Raw genomic sequence first — 18,724 nt, forward strand, 5'->3', positions numbered from 1 at the left:
CCCGTGACGGTGGCGGGGGCCATTGACGCACCGCACAACGGAAGGCAGACAATACGCGTTTTCGACTTCCGGCGGCCCGGGCGGCCGCCGCGATCCTTGTGAGTTCACATCACGCGCCCCGTTCGCCGGCCGCCCTGGCCGGCCTGACCATCGGCGCCCTCGGTGTCGTCTACGGCGACATCGGCACCAGTCCCCTCTACGCGCTCAAGGAAGTCTTCCACGGCGCGCATGTCCCCATGACGCACGACAACATCCTCGGGGTGCTGTCGCTGCTGTTCTGGACGATGACCATCGTGGTCTCGTTCAAGTACGTGCTGCTGATCCTGCGCGCCGACAACAACGGCGAGGGCGGCCTGATCGCCATGCTCGCGCTGGCCACGACGGCCGTGCGCGAGAAGCCCACGCTGCGGCGCGGGTTGATGCTGGTGGGGCTGTTCGGCACGGCGATCTTCTTCGGCGACGCGGTGATCACGCCGGCGATGACGGTGCTCTCGGCCGTTGAGGGCATCGAGGTCTACGCGCCGCAGTACCACGACGCGGTGGTGCCGATCTCGCTGGTGGTGCTGGCGGGGCTGTTCGCGGTCCAGCGTTTCGGCACCGGCGGGGTGGGCAAGGCCTTCGGGCCGGTGATGCTGGTGTGGTTCACGTCGCTGGCGCTGCTGGGCGTGCCCAAGATCATCGGCAATCCGCATGTGCTGCAGGCCATCAACCCGATGTGGGCGATCGACTTCTGCACGCACTACGGCTGGATCGCCTTCGTCGCGCTGGGCGCGGTGGTGCTGGTGGTGACCGGCGGCGAGGCGCTCTACGCCGACCTGGGCCACTTCGGCAAGCAGCCGATCCGCATCGCCTGGTACAGCTTCGTGATGCCGGCGCTGACGCTGAACTACTTCGGCCAGGGCGCGCTGCTGCTGGACCGGCCGGAGGCGATCAAGAACCCGTTCTTCCTGCTCGCGCCGAGCTGGGCGGAGATCCCGCTGTTCGTGCTGGCGACGCTGGCGGCGATCGTGGCGTCGCAGGCGCTGATCACGGCGGCGTTCTCGGTGACCAAGCAGGCGGTGCAGCTGGGGCTGCTGCCGCGCATGCGCATCGTGCACACGTCGGTGCGCGACATCGGCCAGATCTACGTCCCGTTCGTCAACTGGGGGCTGTTCGCCTTCGTCGTCGTGGCGGTGGCGTTCTTCGAGTCGTCGAGCAAGCTGGCTGGCGCCTACGGCGTGGCGGTGACCATCGACATGACCATCACCACGGTCATGACCTTCTTCGTGATCCGCTTCGGCTGGAAGTACCCGCTGTGGCTGTGCGTGCTGGCGACGGGCGCATTCTTCGTCATCGACGCCACCTTCCTGGCGTCCAACCTGCTGAAGGTGCTGCACGGCGGCTGGTTCCCGCTGCTGATCGGCTTCGGCATGTTCACGCTGATGCTGACCTGGAAGCAGGGCCGCCGGCTGCTGTCGGACAAGCTGCGCGAGGACGCGATCGACCTGAAGAGCTTCCTCGAGGCGGTGTTCATCAACCCGCCGACGCGGGTGCAGGGCACCGCGGTGTTCCTGTCGGCGGAGCAGGGCACGACGCCCAACGCGCTGCTGCACAACCTCAAGCACAACAAGGTGCTGCACGAGCAGAACCTGTTCGTCAGCGTCAAGCATCACGAGGTGCCGTGGATCGGCTTCGAGAAGCGGGTCGAGGTCGAGAGCTTGGACAACGACTGCTGGCAGGTGACGCTGCACTTCGGCTTCAAGAACGAGCCCGACGTGCCGGACGCGCTCAAGCTCCTGGAGCAGCGCGGCGTGCATCTGGACGAGATGGAGACCAGCTACTTCCTGTCGCGGGACATCGTGATTCCGACGATCGGCTCGGGCATGGCGTTGTGGCGGGAGAAGCTCTTCGCGAGCATGCACCGCAACGCGGCGGCGGCGGCGGACTTCCTCCACCTGCCGGCCAACCGGATCGTGGAGCTGGGGTCGAAGGTCGAGATCTGACCCCCGCGCCATGAATCGCTGGCTGAAAGACCTGTCCCTGTCCGCCGTGGTCGCGGGCTTCGTCGCCGTGCTGGTGGGCTTCACCAGCTCGGTGGCCATCGTGTTCCACGCCGCGCAGGCGCTCGGCGCAACGTCCGCGCAGACCAGCTCCTGGATCTGGGCGCTCGGGCTGGGCATGGGACTGACCAGCCTCGGCCTGTCGCTGTGGACCCGCCAGCCGGTGCTGACCGCGTGGTCCACGCCGGGCGCGGCACTGATCGCGGGTGTCTCCGGCATCTCGATGTCCGAGGCCGTCGGCGCCTTCATCGTCTGCGGCGTGCTGATCCTGATCGCCGGCGCGACGCGCTGGTTCGAACGGATCATGGACCGCATCCCGATCGCCATCGCCTCCGCGCTGCTGGCCGGCGTGCTGGCGCGCTTCGGCCTGGACGCCGTGCTGGCCACGAAGACCGCGCCGGCGATGGTCCTGACGATGGCGCTCACCTATGTGCTGGCGCGGCGTTTCCTTCCCCGCTATGCGACGCCGCTGGTGCTGCTGGCGGGCGTGGCTGTCGCGGCCTCGCAGGGGCGGCTGCATCTCGAGGCCGTCGACTGGAGCTGGGCGATGCCGGTGTGGGTCACGCCGTCGTTTTCCGTGACCGCGCTGGTCGGCGTGGCGCTGCCGCTGTTCCTGGTGACGATGGCCTCGCAGAACCTGCCCGGCGTCGCGGCGCAGCGGGCCTCGGGCTACCAGACGCCGGTGTCGGCGAGCATCGCGGCGACCGGGTTCGCGTCCATCGTCTTCGCGCCCTTCGGCGGCTACGCGTTCAACCTGGCGGCGATCACCGCGGCGATCTGCATGGGGCGCGAAGCGCACGAGGATCCCGCCCGGCGCTACATGGCCTCGGCGATGGCGGGGGTGTTCTACCTCGTGATCGGCCTGGCGGGCGGCGCGGTCGTGGGTCTGCTGACCGCCTTCCCGCGGGAGCTGATCGCCGCCGTGGCCGGCCTGGCGCTGCTGGGCACGATCGCCGGCGGACTGTCCGCCGCGCTGAAGGACGAGCACCACCGCGACGCCGCCATCCTGACCTTCCTGGTGACGCTGTCGGGACTGAGCCTGCTGGGCATCGGGTCGGCGTTCTGGGGCGTGGTCGCCGGTGCGGTTTCTCTTTTGGTGCAACACTTCAAGGCTCGTTGAGTTCCTTGCTGAAAGCCTTGCCCATGAAACTGCTGTTCGTCGCCGATCCGCTGTCGACCTTCAACACCTACAAGGACTCCACCTTCGCGATGATGCGCGAGGCGGCCCGGCGCGGCCATGAGCTCTGGGTCTGCGAGGTGCCGGACCTGCTGTGGGTCAGCGGCGGGCGCGTGACCGCGCATGCGGCACAGCGGCTGACGCTGACGCCGGAGGCCGTCGCCAGCCAGGCCGGCACGAAGCTCGCCGTGTGGCACGCGGTCACCGCGACGCAAGACCTGGCCCTGGCCGACGTCGACGCTGTGCTGATGCGCAAGGATCCGCCGTTCGATTCGGAGTTCTTCTACGCCACGCACCTGCTGGAGCAGGCCGAGCGCGAAGGCGCGAAGGTCTTCAACAAGGCGGCCTCGCTGCGCGACCATCCGGAGAAGCTCGCGATCCTGGAGTTCCCGCAGTTCATCGCGCCGACGCTGGTGACGCGCTCGGCGGCGGCGATCCGGGCGTTCCATGCGGAGCACCAGGACATCATCCTGAAGCCGCTGGACGGCATGGGCGGCATGGGCATCTTCCGCGTCAAGGCGGATGCGCTGAACCTGGGCAGCATCATCGAGACGCTGAACAAGAACGGCGCGCAGTCGGTGATGGTGCAGCGTTTCGTGCCGGAGATCGTCAAGGGCGACAAGCGCATCCTGCTGATCGGCGGCAAGCCGGTGCCGTACTCGCTGGCGCGGATCCCGCAGGGGACCGAGGTGCGCGGCAACCTGGCCGCGGGCGGCAAGGGCGTCGCGCAGCCGCTGACCGACGACGACCGCCGCATCGCCGAGGCGCTGGCGCCGGTGCTGGCGGCGCGCGGGCTGCTGCTGGTGGGGCTGGACGTGATCGGCGACAGGATGACGGAGCTCAACGTCACCAGCCCGACCTGCTTCCAGGAAATCATGGAGCAGACGGGTTTCGACGTCGGCGCCGTGTTCATCGACGCGCTGGAAGCGGCGGTCGCCGCGGCGCGCTGATCGCAACAAGGATCTCCGCTCCGGTCACCGACGTGATCGTGAGCCGCACCGGGACATCGACATGACTTTCGAATTGATCAGCGAGCACGCCAGCTTCGGCGGCGTGCAGCGTTTCCATCGCCATGACTCGGCCGAGATCGGCCTGCCGATGCGCTTCGCGCTGTTCCTGCCGCCGGGTGGCGCGCGGTCGGTGAAGGGGCTGCTGGTGTTCCTGGCGGGGCTGACCTGCAGCGAAGAGACCTTCACGATGAAGGCCGGCGCGCAGCGCAAGGCGGCGGAGCTGGGACTCGCGCTGCTGATGCCGGACACAAGTCCGCGCGGCGAGGCGGTGAGCGCGTTGCCGGGCGCGACGGCGTCGTGGGACTTCGGCGTCGCGGCGGGGTTCTACCTCGATGCGACGCAGGCGCCGTGGGCGACGCACTGGCGGATGGAGAGCTACCTGATGCGGGAGCTGATCCCGCAGGTGCAGGCGGCGCTGGGACTGGACGCGACGAAGACGGGCATCGCGGGGCACTCGATGGGCGGCCACGGCGCGCTGACGCTGGCGCTGCGGCATCCGGGCGCGTTCGCGTCCGTCTCGGCGATCGCGCCGATCGCGGCGCCAAGCCGCTGCCCCTGGGGCGTGAAGGCGTTCACCGGCTATCTCGGCGAGGACCGCGACGCCTGGCCCGCGCATGACGCGAGCGCGTTGTTCCAGGCACAGGAGCGCGCGCCTTATCCGCACGGCATCCTGGTCGACCAGGGCCTGGCGGACAAGTTCCTCGTCGAGCAGCTGTATCCGGAAGCGCTGGAGTCGGCGTGCGCGTCGATCGGCCAGCCGTTGACGCTGCGCCGCCATGACGGCTACGACCACGGCTACTACTTCATCGCGACGGTGATCGACGATCACCTGGCGCATCACGCGCGGCAGCTGGCGGGCTGAACGCTCGATCAGGCGCCGCCGCGCTGCTACTCACGAGGCCGCCATGCGCATCGCCTTGCTGTCCGACATCCACGGAAACCTGCTCGCGCTGGAGGCCGTCGTGGCCGATGCGCGGCGACGGGGCGTCGATCAGATCGTGAACCTGGGCGACATCCTGTCCGGGCCGCTGCAGCCGTTGGAGACGGCGCAGTACCTGATGGCGCAAGACTGGCCGACGATCGCCGGCAACCATGAGCGGCAGTTGCTCGCGATCACGGCGGAGAAGCCGGGCGGGGCGTCCGACCGCTTCGCGCGTGAGCGTCTGGGCGAGCCGGAGCTGGCGTGGCTCCGCCAGCTGCCGAAGACGATGCAGCTGACCGATGAGGTGTTCCTCTGCCACGGCACGCCGCGCAGCGACATCGAGTATTTCCTCGACACGCAGGACGGTCCGCGCTTGCGGATGGCGACTGCGTCGGAGATCGTCGATCGGCTCGGCGAGCAGGCATCCATGTTGGTCTGCTGCGGCCACACGCACGTCCCGCGCGTGCTGCGCAGCGCGCGAGGACAGTGGCTGGTGAATCCCGGCAGCGTCGGACTGCAAGCGTGGGACGACGACCATCCGATCCGCTATGTCGCCGAGAACGGTTCGCCCGATGCGCGCTACGCGATCGTGGCGCGGACTGCGCAGGGCTGGAGGACCGAGTCCATCAGCGTGCCGTACGACCATGAAGCGATGGCGAGCATCGCTTCCAGGAATGGGCGGGAGGATTGGGCGAGGTGGTTGAGGACGGGGTGGGCCTGATTTGCCAAGCACCGCTCTTCACGCTGCCATTGGAACGTTTGCAAACACGAACGCTGCAGGGATCACCAGATCAATGGACTCCAGGCGCAGCGGCGCATCGGCGATGAACTGATGCAGGCTCCACGCGCCATCCGGCCCACGGCGATGAATGTCGATGCGGCGCTTCAGGCAGTCCACCAGCACATACTCTCGCAATGATGGAATCCTGAGGTACTCCTGACGCTTCACGCCGCGATCCTTGGCTCGGGTCGACTTGGAGAGCACCTCGATGAGCAAGAGCGGCGACCGCATCGCCACGTGGTCCGCCGTCAAGGGTTCGCAAGTGACGGATACATCGGGGAAGTAGTAGTTCTGCCCGGCACCTTGCAAACGAAAGTCGGCCATCACCACACGGCATGGCGTATTGAGCAGGTGGAGATTCAACGCGGTGGAGAGATTGATGCAGGTCGTCACGTGGCCGAACGTGGCGCCCGTCATCGTCACGATCCGGCCGTCGATGAACTCGTGCTTGCAGTCTTCGTCCGTGTCCCAGTCGAGGAATTCCTGCGCGGACAGCCTGGGGTCCGGTGCGTCCAGTCCCTTGAATGCCGACGCTACGTCGAGCCGAAGATCGATCGACACCAGTTCGGCCGTCTCGCCTTCGCGCAAGGTCTGCGTCTTCCAGTGACCGTCGCTGTCCCGACGACGGACCTCGATGGAACGCGCCGCCATGTCGACACTGACAAGCTCCCGTACCGTCGGCAATCGCCTGGCGGCGATCGAGCGGCGCACGATGTCCGCGGCGCGCGGCTCGCCACCCACCAACTCGAACACGAGCACTGGAGCGGGCCGGGCCGCGAAGCGTGCTGCGACCATCGCATCTGGATGGATGACGGTGTAGTCGTCGACCACAACCGCCTGCCCTCGAATGAACGACGCGAGGTCCCCGTCGTCGAGATGACGCTTCACCGCCGTCGTGATGTTCACCAGCACCCGGAAGAAGGCCGGATCGCGGGGTGGCAGCGGAAACTTCTTGCCGCCAGCGAGCTCGTGGAGGTCCTCTTGATCGGTCTGCCACTGCAAGAAGTGGTCGGCGGTCATCAGCAGCTCTTTGAATAAGGAGGACATTCACCACTCCTGCAACTTCGTGAGGGAAGGTGGTGATTCTTCGAAGCCTGTCGCCTGACGTCTCTCACCTCGATCGGCATGAAATCCAGGCGCAGTCCCCGATCCAAGGAGACTGGGTGACCGAGATGAGCAGGGCGGTTCCGGATGCTACGGCGCGGGCGCCGGAGAGGCCTCTGGCGGCTCGTCCGCCATCGCCGTCTGGCGATGTCCCGCCGCCGCCTTGTAGCGCTTGACGAACGCATCCACCTCCGCCGGATCGATCACATCCTCCAGGCGCTCGAAACCGTCCGGCGCGCGTTCCTCGACCATGTCGAGGATGTAGTCCAGCCCCTCCTGCCGGTTCAGCTCGACGATGCGCGCGCACATGGGCCGGCGCTCGGCCTCGTAGTGATCGAGCGCCGTCTCCACGCGTGGTTCCTCGCGCAATGCCAGCGCGATCGCTTCGGCGTCGAGGATCGCCTGCGTCGCGCCGTTCGAGCCGATCGGGTACATCGGATGCGCCGCGTCGCCGAGCAGCGTGATGCGGCCGTGCCGCCAGCGCGGCAACGGATCGCGGTCGACCATCGGCCATTCCAGCAGCTGCGTCGCGCTGCCGATCACGCCCGGCACGTCGAGCCATGGGAAGCGCCAGCCGCCGAAGGTCGGCAGCAGATCGTCGATGGAGCCGGGCTTGTTCCAGTCCTCGCGACCCGGTGCGGTCAGGCCGCCGCCGAGGCCGTCCTCGCGCAGGCGCCGGTCGCAGATCCAGTTGATCAGCTGCAGCCCGTCCGGCCGCGGCGGTGCGATCGGATAAACGACGAACTTCGCGCGCCGGTGTCCCGCCTGCACCATCGTCCGCCCATCGAGGAAGGGCTTCGCCAGCGAGGTGCCGCGCCACATCATCATCCCGTTCCAGCGCGGTGCCCCTTCGTCGGGATGGAACTGGCGACGGATCGCGGAATGGATGCCGTCCGCCGCGATCAGCAGGTCCGCGCGACGTTGCACAGGTGCACCGCTCGCGTCCGTGCCCTGCACGATGACCGCGTCCCCGTCGTTGCGCGCGCCGGTCGTGCGCCAGCCACTGACGACGCGTTCCGCGCCGAGCCGCGCCACCGCCTCGCGCCACAGCATCAACTGCAGCTCGCCGCGATGCACGCTGAATTGCGGATGGCTGTAGCCGCCGGCGAGTCCGCGGCGGTCCTCGTAGATCGCCTGGCCATGCCGGTTGGCGAAGATCAGCGCCGAAGTCGGCACCGCCATTGCCTGCAACGTCGGCATCAGCCCCAGCCCGTCGAGGACCGCCACCGCGTGCGGCAGCAGGTTGATGCCCACGCCCAGCGGCTTGAGTTCCGCCGTGGCCTCGCAGACGGTCACGCGGTGGCCGTCGCGTTGCAGCGCCAGTGCCGCGGTCAGTCCGCCGATGCCGCCGCCGGCGATCAGGATGTCGAGGGCCATGGGGATCTCCAATCGATCAGATCAGGGTAAGCGAGATAGTTGCGCTATGCAACAGTATCTAAGCTGATCCTAATGAGCCGAGCCACGCCGCCGAAAACCCTTTCCGAGTTGCGCGAGCCGCCCGAGGCGCCGCTGCTGCCCGTTCCCGGCCTGGACTACGGCGTCCTCGACGACCTGCTCGGCTACGCGCTGCGGCGCGCCCAGAATGCGCTCTACCTGGACTTCTACCGGTCGACCGCGGAGCTCGACGTCAGCCCGCAGCGTTTCGCCGCCCTGGTCCTCGTCGGACGCAATCCCGGCATGCGGCAGGGACTGCTCGCGCAGGCGATGGGCCTGCACCGCAGCGGCGCGCTGCGTCTGACGGATTGGCTCACCGGCCGCGGCTGGGTGGAGCGGCGTGACGACGCCGAGGACGCGCGTCGCTGGGGCCTGTTCCTGACGCCGGCCGGCAAGCGTCAGCTCACGGTGCTGGAGCGCCGCGTCCGCGCGCACGACGAGCGCCTGATGAGCCGGCTCGGCGATCGCGCCGCGCGCCTGAAGGCGGACCTGGAGCGCCTGGCGGAGATCGCCACGACGGACGACAACGACCGATAGCGTCGACGGCCGACGACGACAGATGGCGGGGACAGATGGCCGCGACGGATGCCGAAGACAGAGAACGACGACAGACAACAACGACGACAGACAACAACGACGGAGACAAGCGATGAACGACCTCGATCGGAAGCTCACCCGGCGTGACGCCGGCCTGCTGCTCGGCGCTGCGATGGCCGGACTCGCCGGACCGCTGCGCGCGCAGACCGCGGCGATGCCGCGCATCCTCGTCGGCTTCCCCGCCGGCGGCTCGGTGGACGTCAGCGCGCGGCGCCTCGCCGAAGCGTGGCGCGGACGCCTCGCGGAGAACGTCCTGGTCGAGCAGCGCGTCGGCGCCGGCGGCCGGCTCGCGGTGACCGCGCTGCGCGACGCGCCGCCCGACGGGGGCACGATGCTGGTCAGTCCGTCGTCGATGTTCACGATCTATCCGCACGTCTACCGCAAGCTGGCCTACAAGCCGGAGACCGACGCGATCGCGGTCTCCCCGATGGCCAACGCGACCTGCGGCTTCGGCGTCGGGCCGATGGTGCCGGCGACGGTGAAGACGATGGGCGATTTCGCCGCCTGGGCCAAGGCGCATCCGGAGCAGTCGTCCTACGCCTCGCCCGCGGCCGGCGCGATGCCGCATTTCCTCGGCGACCAGTTCAAGCGCGCCGCCGGCATCACGCTGACGCACGTGCCGTACCGCGGCGCCGCGCCCGGCCTGCAGGACCTGATGGGCGGGCAGATCGCGTCGGGCTGCTTCCTCCTGGGCGACCTGCTGCCCTACGTCGCGGGCGGGCGGGTGCGCATCCTCGGGGTCACCGATCATGAGCGCTCGCGCTTCGCGCCGGAGGTGCCCACCTTCGGCGAGCAGGGCTTCAAGGGCATCATCGGCGTGGAGACCTACGGCCTCTTCCTGCCGCCGAAGACGCCGGCCGCGATCGTCGACAAGGTCTTCGACCTGGTCCGCGTCGCGCTGCGCGAGAAGCAGGTCGTCGAGGGCCTGGCCAAGCTCGGCTGCGAACCGCTGGCGATGCAGCCGGCGGACTACGCGCGCCGGCTCGCGGCCGAGCGCACGCAATGGGGACCGATCGTGGCGGCGTCGGGGTTCTCGTCGGACGATTGAGCGAGCCGCCGCCACGCGAAGAGCGCCAGCGGGATCGCCAGCAGCGACAACGCGAGCGACAGGCCGCCCGCCGCGCTCCACCCCCAGCGCTCGACGACCGTGCCCATCAGCGGCGGGCCGAGCAGCGCGCCCGAAGCGCCGAACTGCGTGAGGCGACCGCTGGCGAGCGACAGGCGCTCCGGCGTGCGCGCGGCCAGCGGCAGCAGCGCGAAGACCAGGCTCGGGAACACGCCCGAGGCCGCGTTGATGCCGATCGCAAGCATCGCTTGCCACGAGGCATCGCCCCCGTCCCGCATCACGCCGAGATAGAGCAGCCCTGACGCGCCCAGCGACACCGCCATGCCGACGGCGATCGCGCGCGACAGCGCGCCGTGTCGTCGCAGCAGCCACGCGCCGAGGGCGCTGGCGGGCACATTGGCCAGCGCGGCCGCGGCGGTCCAGGTGCCGGCGGTACTCAAAGGCATGCCGCCTTGCGTGAGCAGGCTGGGCAGCAGCGCGAGCAGGCCCACCTCCGCGATCGCGTATGCGCCGAAGGCGGCGACCAGCGCCCAGAGCAGCGCGCCGGTCGGGCCCGGCCGATGCCGCGATTCGATGGCGTGCGGGTCGTCGTCCACGCGGATCGATCGCAGCCCGAGCCACAGCAGCACGCCGCCCGCGACGCTGAGCGCCTGCGCGGGCCGCCAGCCGGCCCAGCCCGCCGCGTGCGCATAGGCCCACGCGCCGATCGCCATGCCCACCGGGAGGAAGGTGCTCCACAGTGCCATCGCGGCGGCCTGGCGCCGACCCTCCGCCGCGCGGGCGATCAGCACGGGCGCGGCGACGACGATCGCGAGGTAGCCCAGGCTTTCGACCAGCCGCGCCAGCGCGAGCAGGGCCACGCCCTGGGCAAATCCCGCCGCGGCCGCGCCGACCGCGAGCGCCAGTACCGCCGCAGCCAACGCGCGCTTCAGCCCGATGCGCGGGAGCCAACGGCCCGCGACGCCGCCGAGCGTGGCGCCGCAGACCTCCAGCAGCGAGGTCAACGCGGCCATCGCCGCCAGCCCGAGCTGGAGCTCGCGGGCGATCGGCGGCGACAGGGCCGCCAGCTTGCCCAATTGCGCCGCGGCGAACACGCCGCAGAGGTAGTACAGCAGAATCCTCACTTCGATCCCTCGTTTCCGTTCATCCTGAACTTCGACTTCGACTTCGACTTCGACTTCGACTTCGACTTCGACTTCGATCCCTCGTCCTGACTCCTGCCCGCCGCCCCTCCATGAACGACTCGCCGCTGCTCTCCTGCGATGCCCGCCAGCTCGGCCGCAGCCTGCGCCTGTGGCGCACGTTGCGCCGTCTGAAGCAGGGGAGCGTGGCGGCCGAACTGGGCGTGTCGCAGACGACGGTGTCGCGTTGGGAATCGGGACTGGCCGCGCCCTCGCTCGACGAGCAGCAGACCCTGCGCCGGCTGATGGCCGCGCGACTGGACAGCGCCGCCGACTTCGAGCTGGGTCGCCTGGTCGAGCGCGCACCCGGCGCGGTGCACCTGATCTGCGATCTCAGCCATCGCCTGCTGGCGATGTCGCGCGGACGCGAGCGCCATTGCCGTCTGCCACGCTCCGAATTGATCGGACGCGCGCTGTGGTGCTACGCGACGCCGGAGATCGTCGCGCAGGAAGCGCGGCTCGACGCGCTCGGCTGGTACGAGCCGGCGCCCGGCGCGGTCGAGTTCGACACCGGCGCCTCGGTGGAGCAGGACATGCCGATCGTCCCGAGCCGGATGCGCTGGGTGCGCTTCCAGCTGTCGGACGGGAGCTTCGTGCGGCTGACCGAGACGATCTCGGAAGGCGGTCATGCCGCGAGGCTACGGACCGCCTCGCCCGCCGTCCACGAATAAAAGATTCAGCGCGGCCGCAGCCGCAGCCGCAATGACGTCGCCGGACGCAGCGTGATGTTGAGCACCGGCGACGGCGGCGGTCCATCGGGCACCGGCGCGAGCCGGTGGCGTTGCAGCACCATCGCCGCGATCAGCGTGATCTCCATCAGCGCGAAGTGACTGCCGAGGCACACCCGCGGTCCCGCGCCGAACGGCATCCAGGCGCCGCGCGGGATCTCGCGATGCCCGGACGCGGGATCGAAGCGCTCCGGGCGGAAGGCATCCGGTTCGTCGAACCAGCGGGCGTCGCGCTGGATCACGCCCGGCGTCAGCCGCAGCATCGCGCCGCGCGGGAGCCGCAGGCCGGCGATCTCCAGCTCGCCGGTCAGCTGGCGCGTGAACAGCGCCGGCGCCGGCGGGTAGAGGCGCAGCGTCTCCTTGATGCACAGGCTCAGCCATGGCAGCTGCGTCAGGTCCGCCGCCGTCGGCGGCCGGCCGTCGAGCACGGCGTCGACCTCGTCGGCCGCGCGCTGCTGTGCCTCCGGATGCGCGGCCATGCACCAGCCCCACCAAGTCAGCGCGGCGGCGCTGGTCTCGTGGCCGGCCAGGAAGGTCGTCATGCATTCGTCGCGCAGCGCCGTGTCGTCCAGCGCCGCGCCATCGGCGTCGCGCAGCGACATCAGCATCGCGAGCAGGTCGTCGGGCGACGGCTCGCCGCGTGAGGCGCAATCGCGGCGTGCGGCGAGATGGCCGCCGATCAGCGTGTCCAGCGCGCGCAACGCGCGGCGCTTGCCGCGCTTCCACGGCGCCCACAGCGGCGCGCTGGCCGGCACGTACATCTCGCCCATCGCGACCTTGCCGAGCTCGTGCACCGCCCAGGACGCCTCGGCGACGACCGCTTCGCCGTCGCCGGTCGAGAACAGCGTGCGCAGGATCACGTCCATCGTCAGCAGTGTCATGAGCTGCTCGAAGTCGATGTCGACGACACCGGCGCGATCGACGCCACCGATGCGGCGCGCCGTTCCCGAGCCGCTCGCCGCCTCGCCGGGAAGGCGGTCCAGCGCGCGATGGGCGGCGTCCACCATCAAGGGCAGAAAGCCCTGCACACGCTGCGGCGCAAAGCCCGGCTGCAGCAGCTTGCGCTGCCGCTGCCAAGCCGGTCCTTCGGCGACGAGCACGCTCTGGCCGTGCGCGTCGGCGAAGACCTGCGTCGCGCGTTCCCAGCGGATCATCCCGTCGTGGCCGGCGATCAGCAGTTCGCGGACCTGGTCGGGATGGAAGAAGTTGAAGTCGTCCAGGCCGAGCAGCCGCTGGTGGACGACGTCGCCGTAGCGCTCGTGCAGCCGCCGCATGTGGCCCAGGTAGTCGCGGCGCATGGACAGGACTTCGGGCAGGCCGGCCCAGCGCGGACGCGGACCTGGCACGGTGTCGGGGATCGCAAGGACGTGGCTCATGAGGTCGCATGATTCGTGCGCCGCTCGTGGGCGTCTTGAATCGAAGCGACATCGTCCGGGCTCGTACTTCCCCCGCCGCTGGCCCTCACCCCCACCCTCTCCCGCAAGCGGGAGAGGGAGTAAGAAGGGCGCCTAGACTGCGACGCATGGACGCTCCCCTGCATCCCGGCACCGTCGCCCGCCTGCACATTCCGCCTCGCGCGCTGGAGGGCTGCCTCTACGCCTGTCTGTGGCGGGACCTGTCGACCGCGGCCGCGAACGGCGAAACCTTGACCGATGCGCAATGCCAAAGCTGGTTTCCCGCGACGCCGCTGTGCGGCCTCAGCTGGACCTTGAGCGGGCGCGTACGCGAACTGGACGTCGGGATGCAGGATGCCGGCGATGGCGATGGCGATGGCGATAGTGACGCAGAGCCATGGCTTCCCGCCAGCGTCATCGGCGGTCCGCGTGGCGGCCCCAAGCGCTTCCAGGCGACGCCCGACTGCCGGGCGTTCATGGTCGCGATCCGGCCGGAGGCGCTGCGGGCCATGACGGGCATCGATCTCGCGCTGCTCAAGGACCGCATGCTGCCGTTGTCGTTCATCGACGATCCGGCGTGGCGCGCGCTCGACGCCGCGATGCTGAGCTGCCGCGACGAGCAGGAGGCCCGCCGCACGCTGGAGGACTTCCTCCTGCCGCGCTGGCGCGCCGTGCGCGACGAGGTGCTGTCGGAGGATCCACCCCCGCGCGGTTACGCCGGCTGGATGCAACACCTGGCGCTGCGCGCGATCGCGGCGGGTCATGGTCGCAGCGTCCGGCAGGCGGAACGTCGCATCAAGCAATGGAGCGGCCAGAGCCTGCGCGCGCTGCGTGTCGTCAGCCGCGCCGAGGCCGCCTTCCAGCAGGTGCGCAAGCTCGACGAGGACGAGGGCGCCGTGATCTGGAGCGCGCTGGCGCAGGACCACGGCTATGCCGACCAGGCGCACCTGTGCCGCGAGACCCGCCGGCTCAGCGGCTTCAGCCCCGAGGAGCTGCGCCGCCGCGTCGCGCAGGACGAAGCGTTCTGGGCCTATCGCGTCTGGGTCTGAGCCCGCCCCTCGCCATCGAGGACAATCGCGCCCATGGCTGTCCTTTCCCTCTCCAACGCCCACCTCGCTTTCGGCCACGTGCCGCTGCTCGACGGCGCGAATTTCTCCCTCGAAACCGGCGACCGCGTCGGCCTGATCGGTCGCAACGGGACCGGCAAGTCCTCGATGCTGAAGGTCCTCGCGGGCATCGAAAAGCTCGACGACGGGCTGCTGCAGCTCGAAAAGGGCCTGACCAGCGTCTACGTGCCGCAGGAGCCCGAGCTGCGCCCCGAGGCCACGATCTTCGACGTCGTCAGCGAAGGCGTCGCCGAAGCGAAGGCGCTGCGCGAACGCTACGAGGCGCATGACGAGAACGACGACCTCGGCTGGGTGCAGGAGCGCATCGAGCAGATCGGCGCCTGGAACTGGGAGCAGCGCGTCGACGAGACGCTGCACCGCCTGGACCTGGACGGCGGACGCAAGATCGGCGAACTCTCCGGCGGGCTGAAGAAGCGCGTCGCGCTGGCCCGCGCGCTGGTCGCGCAGCCCGACGTGCTGCTGCTCGACGAACCGACCAACCACCTGGACCTCGACGCGATCCGCTGGCTCGAAGAGCTGCTGAACGGCTTCAAGGGCTCGCTGCTGCTGATCACCCACGATCGCGCCTTCCTGGACAACGTCGCCAACCGCATCGTCGAGCTCGACCGCGGCCAGCTGCGCGGTTATCCCGGCAACTTCGCCGCGTTCCAGGCGGCCAAGGCCTACGAGCTGGAAAACGAGGCGCTCGCCAACGCCCGCTTCGACAAGATGCTGGCGCAGGAAGAGGTCTGGATCCGCAAGGGCGTCGAGGCGCGCCGCACGCGCAGCGTGGCCCGCGTCCAGCGACTGCACGAGATGCGCAATGAACGCCAGGCCCGCCGCGACGTGCAGGGCAAGGTGCGGCTGGATGTCGCCACCGGCGACTCGAGCGGCAAGATCGTGGCGGAGCTGGAGAACGTTTCCAAGCGCTTCGGCGATCGCGTGATCGTCGACGGCTTCACCGGCACGATCCTGCGCGGCGACAAGGTCGGCCTGATCGGCCCGAACGGCGCCGGCAAGACGACGCTGCTGAAGATGATCCTCGGCGAGCTGCCGCCCGACAGCGGCGCGGTGCGCCTGGGCACGAAGATGTCGGTCGCCTACTTCGACCAGATGCGCGACGCGCTCAACCTCAACGCGACGCTGGCCGACACGATCAGCCCGGGCAGCGAGTGGATCGAGATCGGCAACCAGCGCAAGCACGTCAAGAGCTACCTGAGCGACTTCCTGTTCTCGCCGGCACGGGCGGAATCGCCGGTGTCCAGCCTGTCCGGCGGCGAACGCAACCGGCTGCTGCTGGCGCGTCTGTTCGCCCGGCCGGCCAACGTGCTGGTGCTGGACGAACCGACCAACGACCTGGACATCGAGACGCTGGAGCTGCTCGAGGAACTGCTGGCCGAGTACGACGGCACCGTGTTCCTGGTCAGCCATGACCGTCGCTTCCTGGACAACGTCGTGACCTCGACCATCGTCAGCGAAGGCGGCGGCAAGTGGCGCGAGTACGAAGGCGACATCGAGGACTGGCTGCAGCAGTCGCAGCGCGCCGCCGAGATCAAGGCGCGCCAGGCGCCGGCCGCCGCGCCGACCCCGGCCCCTGCACCGGCGCCCGCACCGGCTCCGGTCGTCGCCACGAAGCGCAAGCTCAGCTACAAGGAACAGCGCGAGCTGGACGAGATCCCCAAGCAGATCGGTGCGCTCGAGACCGAGCAGAAGCACCTGCAGGCGCTGCTCAACAGCACCGAGCTGTACCAGCAGGGCGCCGGCCGGATCACCGAGGTGACCAACCGCGCCGCGGAGATCGACGACGAACTGTTGACGCTGATGACGCGTTGGGAAGAGCTTGATGCCAAGTGAAGGACGCTCGCCGAACGTCTGAACCGCTTGGGGCGATGTCGCACTGATCCCCCCTTTGCCAAGGGGATCGCGATGTTCAAGACCGTGGCTGCGGCGGACGCCGCGCAAGCAATTCACCCGCAGCCCTGCGCGGCCGAGGACGGGCCGCTCGCCAGTGACAGCAGGGACGTGCACGGCGGCCGGCAGATCGCCGGTGGCCGCTGCAACCAACGCGTGGAGCACCAAGGCGGCGCGCTGTTCGTCAAGGACGCATACGTGTCGGCACCGATCGTTGCGGACGACTTCGGCGTCAAGCTGGAGCGATCGACGCTGAAGGTGACGGGGCATCCAGGGCCGGTACTGGCATCTGAACGCGGCGGGGTTCTTCTCGATTCGGTCACCGTGGTCGGCGACATCGTCTGCGGCGGGACACTTGGCTTCTCGGCCCGCGACGCCTCGGTGAAGGGCGACATTCATACGACGCAGTTCTGCCCGGAGAAGAATGTGCACATCGAAGGACGAGTCCGCGTCGCCGCCGCGTCGACCCTTGTCGGGTCCGGATGTCATGTCGATGCGATGGAACTGAGCCCTGCGGCCAGTTATCCGGACTTCCCACCCAATCTCTGTCTGTTGCCGGGAGCGTCGGTCGGGCGTGTCGAATGTTCCATCCCGGGGACGCGGATCCTGTTGGGGCGCAACGCTTCGATCCGGGAGGTGGTGGGTGGGACGAACGTGAAGGTCTCGCGCTCGGACTCGCTCCAGGGTGAGGATGATGGAAGCTGCCCGATCATGTCGGCCTGGAGTTTTGGCAGGCGCCCGATGGGCTTGCCTCCCGAACCACCGAAGTGAGCCACCGCAGTGCCGGGATGCACGAGCAACTGCTCGTGCCGATGCAGCGCTGGCGTGCGGCTCTGGGGCGCATCGCCTGCCAGAACTTCGGATCCTGGGAGGTCGCGAGGCGGATGCGCCTCACTCATGCCGCCACGCCGGCGGCGCGGACGCTCAGCAGCGGACGACGAGTTCGCCCAGGCCCTCATAGCGCGCGGTGACCGTCGCGCCTTTCGCGAGCTTCGTCGCAACGCGCCACGAACCCGTCGTGACGACGCTGCCCGCCGGTACCGTCAGCCCGCCGCGCGTCGCGGTCTGAAGCCAACCGGCGACGACCCAGGCCGGGTCGTTGAGGCCGTGACCGCCGACGCCGCCCATCGGGGGCTGGCCTTCGACGATCAGTTCGCAGGGCTGGTTCGCCCAGTCGTGGCCCGGCTTCCACGCCTGCCACGGACCCAGCGCCAGCGCGCCGTGCGTCTGCGCGTCGGCCAGGCGCAAGGTGTTGTCCGCCGCCAGGCCGCGCTGCCAGCGCGAGCCCAGCCATTCCACCGCGACGCACATCGCGTCGATCAGGTGCTCGGCCTGACCGGGCACCAGCGCCGCGGCCATCTCCGGGGTCACGTCTTGACCGAGGCGCAGCGCGATCTCCGCTTCGGCGCCGACCAGCGTCAGGTCGCCGAAGTCACCGCCGTTGCGCAGGCCGCGTACTTCGCGCGCGCGCAACGGTGGCAGCGGCGAACTGCCCAGCGCGCCTTCGCGCGACGAGCCGCCGCATTTCCAGAACTGCACCCGGCCCGGCGACAGCCAGTCGAGCCGCCTGGCGAGCTCGGCCTGCGCTGCGTAGGCCGCAGCCTCGTCGGGCAGCGACCACGCGGTGTCGTCGAGCAGGGTGTCGGCGGTCCAGGCCTCGGCGAGCGCGGCACCGAGGTCGGCGGGGGAGGAGGAGCTAGGGATCGTCATGAGCGCGGATCTTAGGCGCCGTCGCTAGGATGGGCGCGACAACAACGTACACACGCCGTCCGCGCGATGCGGGACGCGCCCAGGGAGGTTCCCCGATGATGATCCGCTCCTTGCACGCGGGTGGCGCCGCGCTGCTCGCATGGGCCGCGCTGCTCGGTGCCTGCGCCCCGCAGCCGCTCAACCCGTTCGGCCGTCCCTACGACGCCGACAACGTGCTGAAGCCCGGCGCGATCGGTGGCTGCAAGGGGCCGCACGATGTCGCGCCCTACCTCGAGTTCGGCAGCGACACGATGTACCCGGCGACCCACCTGATGAACGGCAACGACGCGAATGTCGTCGTGATGTTCAAGGTCGACGCGCAGGGCCGCGTGGAGCCGTTGACCCTGGCCGAGGGGCCGAACCGAACCTTCATCACCCACGTTCACGTGGCGATGAAGGACTGGCGCGTCCGACCCGCCACGCTGCGCGGCGAGCCGGTCGCCGTGATCTGCACGCGGCGGCAGGGCTACCGGCTGATCGGTCCCTGGGCGCCGGTGCGCGACGAGGGCGATCGCCAGTGATTCC

General features: G+C 69.5%; 17 protein-coding genes. 12 read left to right on the forward strand and 5 right to left on the reverse strand.

Annotated features, from left to right (window positions below):
* Positions 1 to 98: 98 nt before the first annotated feature.
* From AC1VNM_RS23710 to AC1VNM_RS23730, 5 genes are all read left to right on the forward strand, one after another.
* Positions 99 to 1,982, forward strand: a complete 1,884-nt coding sequence (locus tag AC1VNM_RS23710; protein WP_483108533.1) for a potassium transporter Kup — start codon at positions 99 to 101, stop codon at positions 1,980 to 1,982.
* Between the two features lie 10 nt (positions 1,983 to 1,992).
* Entirely contained in the window at positions 1,993 to 3,159 is a 1,167-nt protein-coding gene (locus tag AC1VNM_RS23715) for a benzoate/H(+) symporter BenE family transporter (RefSeq protein ID WP_483108534.1), read from the forward strand.
* Positions 3,160 to 3,182: 23 nt separating this feature from the next.
* Positions 3,183 to 4,166, forward strand: a complete 984-nt coding sequence (gene gshB / locus AC1VNM_RS23720; RefSeq protein ID WP_377158368.1) for a glutathione synthase — start codon at positions 3,183 to 3,185, stop codon at positions 4,164 to 4,166.
* 61 nt (positions 4,167 to 4,227) lie between these two features.
* Entirely contained in the window at positions 4,228 to 5,088 is an 861-nt protein-coding gene (gene fghA, locus AC1VNM_RS23725) for an S-formylglutathione hydrolase (RefSeq protein ID WP_483108535.1), read from the forward strand.
* A 43-nt stretch (positions 5,089 to 5,131) separates the two neighbouring features.
* The gene (locus AC1VNM_RS23730) at positions 5,132 to 5,869 is read left to right on the forward strand and encodes a metallophosphoesterase family protein (RefSeq protein ID WP_483108536.1); all 738 of its coding nucleotides are present in this window, start codon (positions 5,132 to 5,134) and stop codon (positions 5,867 to 5,869) included.
* An 18-nt stretch (positions 5,870 to 5,887) separates the two neighbouring features.
* Here the strand turns inward: AC1VNM_RS23730 and AC1VNM_RS23735 are convergent, their stop codons facing one another.
* The gene (locus AC1VNM_RS23735) at positions 5,888 to 6,976 is read right to left on the reverse strand and encodes a Uma2 family endonuclease (RefSeq protein ID WP_483108537.1); all 1,089 of its coding nucleotides are present in this window, start codon (positions 6,974 to 6,976) and stop codon (positions 5,888 to 5,890) included.
* Positions 6,977 to 7,123: 147 nt separating this feature from the next.
* Positions 7,124 to 8,410: a flavin-dependent oxidoreductase gene (locus AC1VNM_RS23740; RefSeq protein ID WP_483108538.1), complete on the reverse strand. Its 1,287-nt coding sequence runs from the start codon at positions 8,408 to 8,410 to the stop codon at positions 7,124 to 7,126.
* A gap of 72 nt (positions 8,411 to 8,482) precedes the next feature.
* Here AC1VNM_RS23740 and AC1VNM_RS23745 point away from each other — a divergent pair, with 72 nt between their 5' ends.
* Together AC1VNM_RS23745 and AC1VNM_RS23750 are read left to right on the forward strand one after the other, a co-directional pair.
* On the forward strand, positions 8,483 to 9,004 hold the full coding sequence (locus AC1VNM_RS23745) for a MarR family winged helix-turn-helix transcriptional regulator (RefSeq protein ID WP_483108539.1): 522 nt from the start codon (positions 8,483 to 8,485) through the stop codon (positions 9,002 to 9,004).
* Between the two features lie 112 nt (positions 9,005 to 9,116).
* Entirely contained in the window at positions 9,117 to 10,112 is a 996-nt protein-coding gene (locus AC1VNM_RS23750; RefSeq protein WP_483108540.1) for a Bug family tripartite tricarboxylate transporter substrate binding protein, read from the forward strand.
* On the opposite strand, the gene AC1VNM_RS23755 is transcribed toward AC1VNM_RS23750, so the two are convergent.
* The gene (locus tag AC1VNM_RS23755) at positions 10,034 to 11,254 is read right to left on the reverse strand and encodes an MFS transporter (RefSeq protein WP_483108541.1); all 1,221 of its coding nucleotides are present in this window, start codon (positions 11,252 to 11,254) and stop codon (positions 10,034 to 10,036) included. The two genes, AC1VNM_RS23750 and AC1VNM_RS23755, sit on opposite strands and share 79 nt — an antisense overlap.
* 110 nt (positions 11,255 to 11,364) lie before the next feature.
* Here AC1VNM_RS23755 and AC1VNM_RS23760 point away from each other — a divergent pair, with 110 nt between their 5' ends.
* On the forward strand, positions 11,365 to 11,982 hold the full coding sequence (locus tag AC1VNM_RS23760; protein WP_377158356.1) for a helix-turn-helix domain-containing protein: 618 nt from the start codon (positions 11,365 to 11,367) through the stop codon (positions 11,980 to 11,982).
* 5 nt (positions 11,983 to 11,987) lie between these two features.
* Here the strand turns inward: AC1VNM_RS23760 and AC1VNM_RS23765 are convergent, their stop codons facing one another.
* A complete protein-coding gene (locus tag AC1VNM_RS23765; RefSeq protein ID WP_483108542.1) occupies positions 11,988 to 13,415 on the reverse strand; it encodes a cytochrome P450 in 1,428 nt (475 codons plus the stop codon).
* Positions 13,416 to 13,561: 146 nt separating this feature from the next.
* Here AC1VNM_RS23765 and AC1VNM_RS23770 point away from each other — a divergent pair, with 146 nt between their 5' ends.
* From AC1VNM_RS23770 to AC1VNM_RS23780, 3 genes are all read left to right on the forward strand, one after another.
* Positions 13,562 to 14,482, forward strand: coding sequence for a helix-turn-helix domain-containing protein (locus AC1VNM_RS23770; RefSeq protein WP_483108543.1), 921 nt, complete (start codon positions 13,562 to 13,564; stop codon positions 14,480 to 14,482).
* Positions 14,483 to 14,515: 33 nt separating this feature from the next.
* Positions 14,516 to 16,393 carry an ATP-binding cassette domain-containing protein gene (locus AC1VNM_RS23775; protein WP_431101284.1) on the forward strand — a complete coding sequence of 626 codons (1,878 nt, stop codon included), beginning with the start codon at positions 14,516 to 14,518 and terminating at the stop codon, positions 16,391 to 16,393.
* Between the two features lie 72 nt (positions 16,394 to 16,465).
* Entirely contained in the window at positions 16,466 to 17,221 is a 756-nt protein-coding gene (locus tag AC1VNM_RS23780; RefSeq protein ID WP_483108544.1) for a hypothetical protein, read from the forward strand.
* Between the two features lie 153 nt (positions 17,222 to 17,374).
* Here AC1VNM_RS23780 and AC1VNM_RS23785 read toward each other — a convergent pair whose 3' ends face one another.
* Entirely contained in the window at positions 17,375 to 18,160 is a 786-nt protein-coding gene (locus AC1VNM_RS23785) for a fumarylacetoacetate hydrolase family protein (RefSeq protein WP_483108545.1), read from the reverse strand.
* Between the two features lie 95 nt (positions 18,161 to 18,255).
* On the opposite strand from AC1VNM_RS23785, the gene AC1VNM_RS23790 reads away from it, so the two are divergent.
* On the forward strand, positions 18,256 to 18,720 hold the full coding sequence (locus AC1VNM_RS23790; protein ID WP_483108546.1) for an energy transducer TonB: 465 nt from the start codon (positions 18,256 to 18,258) through the stop codon (positions 18,718 to 18,720).
* The last annotated feature ends 4 nt before the right edge of the window (positions 18,721 to 18,724 follow it).

This window comes from Mitsuaria sp. MSU3D (genome assembly GCF_056867975.1).

Coding starts and splice junctions, on each gene's coding strand:
- AC1VNM_RS23715 (WP_483108534.1), top strand. CDS start 1,993: ATGAATCGCTGGCTGAAAGACCTGTCCCTGTCCGCCGTGGTCGCGGGC.
- gshB (WP_377158368.1), top strand. CDS start 3,183: ATGAAACTGCTGTTCGTCGCCGATCCGCTGTCGACCTTCAACACCTAC.
- fghA (WP_483108535.1), top strand. CDS start 4,228: ATGACTTTCGAATTGATCAGCGAGCACGCCAGCTTCGGCGGCGTGCAG.
- AC1VNM_RS23730 (WP_483108536.1), top strand. CDS start 5,132: ATGCGCATCGCCTTGCTGTCCGACATCCACGGAAACCTGCTCGCGCTG.
- AC1VNM_RS23735 (WP_483108537.1), bottom strand. CDS start 6,976: ATGTCCTCCTTATTCAAAGAGCTGCTGATGACCGCCGACCACTTCTTG.
- AC1VNM_RS23740 (WP_483108538.1), bottom strand. CDS start 8,410: ATGGCCCTCGACATCCTGATCGCCGGCGGCGGCATCGGCGGACTGACC.
- AC1VNM_RS23745 (WP_483108539.1), top strand. CDS start 8,483: ATGAGCCGAGCCACGCCGCCGAAAACCCTTTCCGAGTTGCGCGAGCCG.
- AC1VNM_RS23750 (WP_483108540.1), top strand. CDS start 9,117: ATGAACGACCTCGATCGGAAGCTCACCCGGCGTGACGCCGGCCTGCTG.
- AC1VNM_RS23760 (WP_377158356.1), top strand. CDS start 11,365: ATGAACGACTCGCCGCTGCTCTCCTGCGATGCCCGCCAGCTCGGCCGC.
- AC1VNM_RS23765 (WP_483108542.1), bottom strand. CDS start 13,415: ATGAGCCACGTCCTTGCGATCCCCGACACCGTGCCAGGTCCGCGTCCG.
- AC1VNM_RS23770 (WP_483108543.1), top strand. CDS start 13,562: ATGGACGCTCCCCTGCATCCCGGCACCGTCGCCCGCCTGCACATTCCG.
- AC1VNM_RS23775 (WP_431101284.1), top strand. CDS start 14,516: ATGGCTGTCCTTTCCCTCTCCAACGCCCACCTCGCTTTCGGCCACGTG.
- AC1VNM_RS23780 (WP_483108544.1), top strand. CDS start 16,466: ATGTTCAAGACCGTGGCTGCGGCGGACGCCGCGCAAGCAATTCACCCG.
- AC1VNM_RS23785 (WP_483108545.1), bottom strand. CDS start 18,160: ATGACGATCCCTAGCTCCTCCTCCCCCGCCGACCTCGGTGCCGCGCTC.
- AC1VNM_RS23790 (WP_483108546.1), top strand. CDS start 18,256: ATGATGATCCGCTCCTTGCACGCGGGTGGCGCCGCGCTGCTCGCATGG.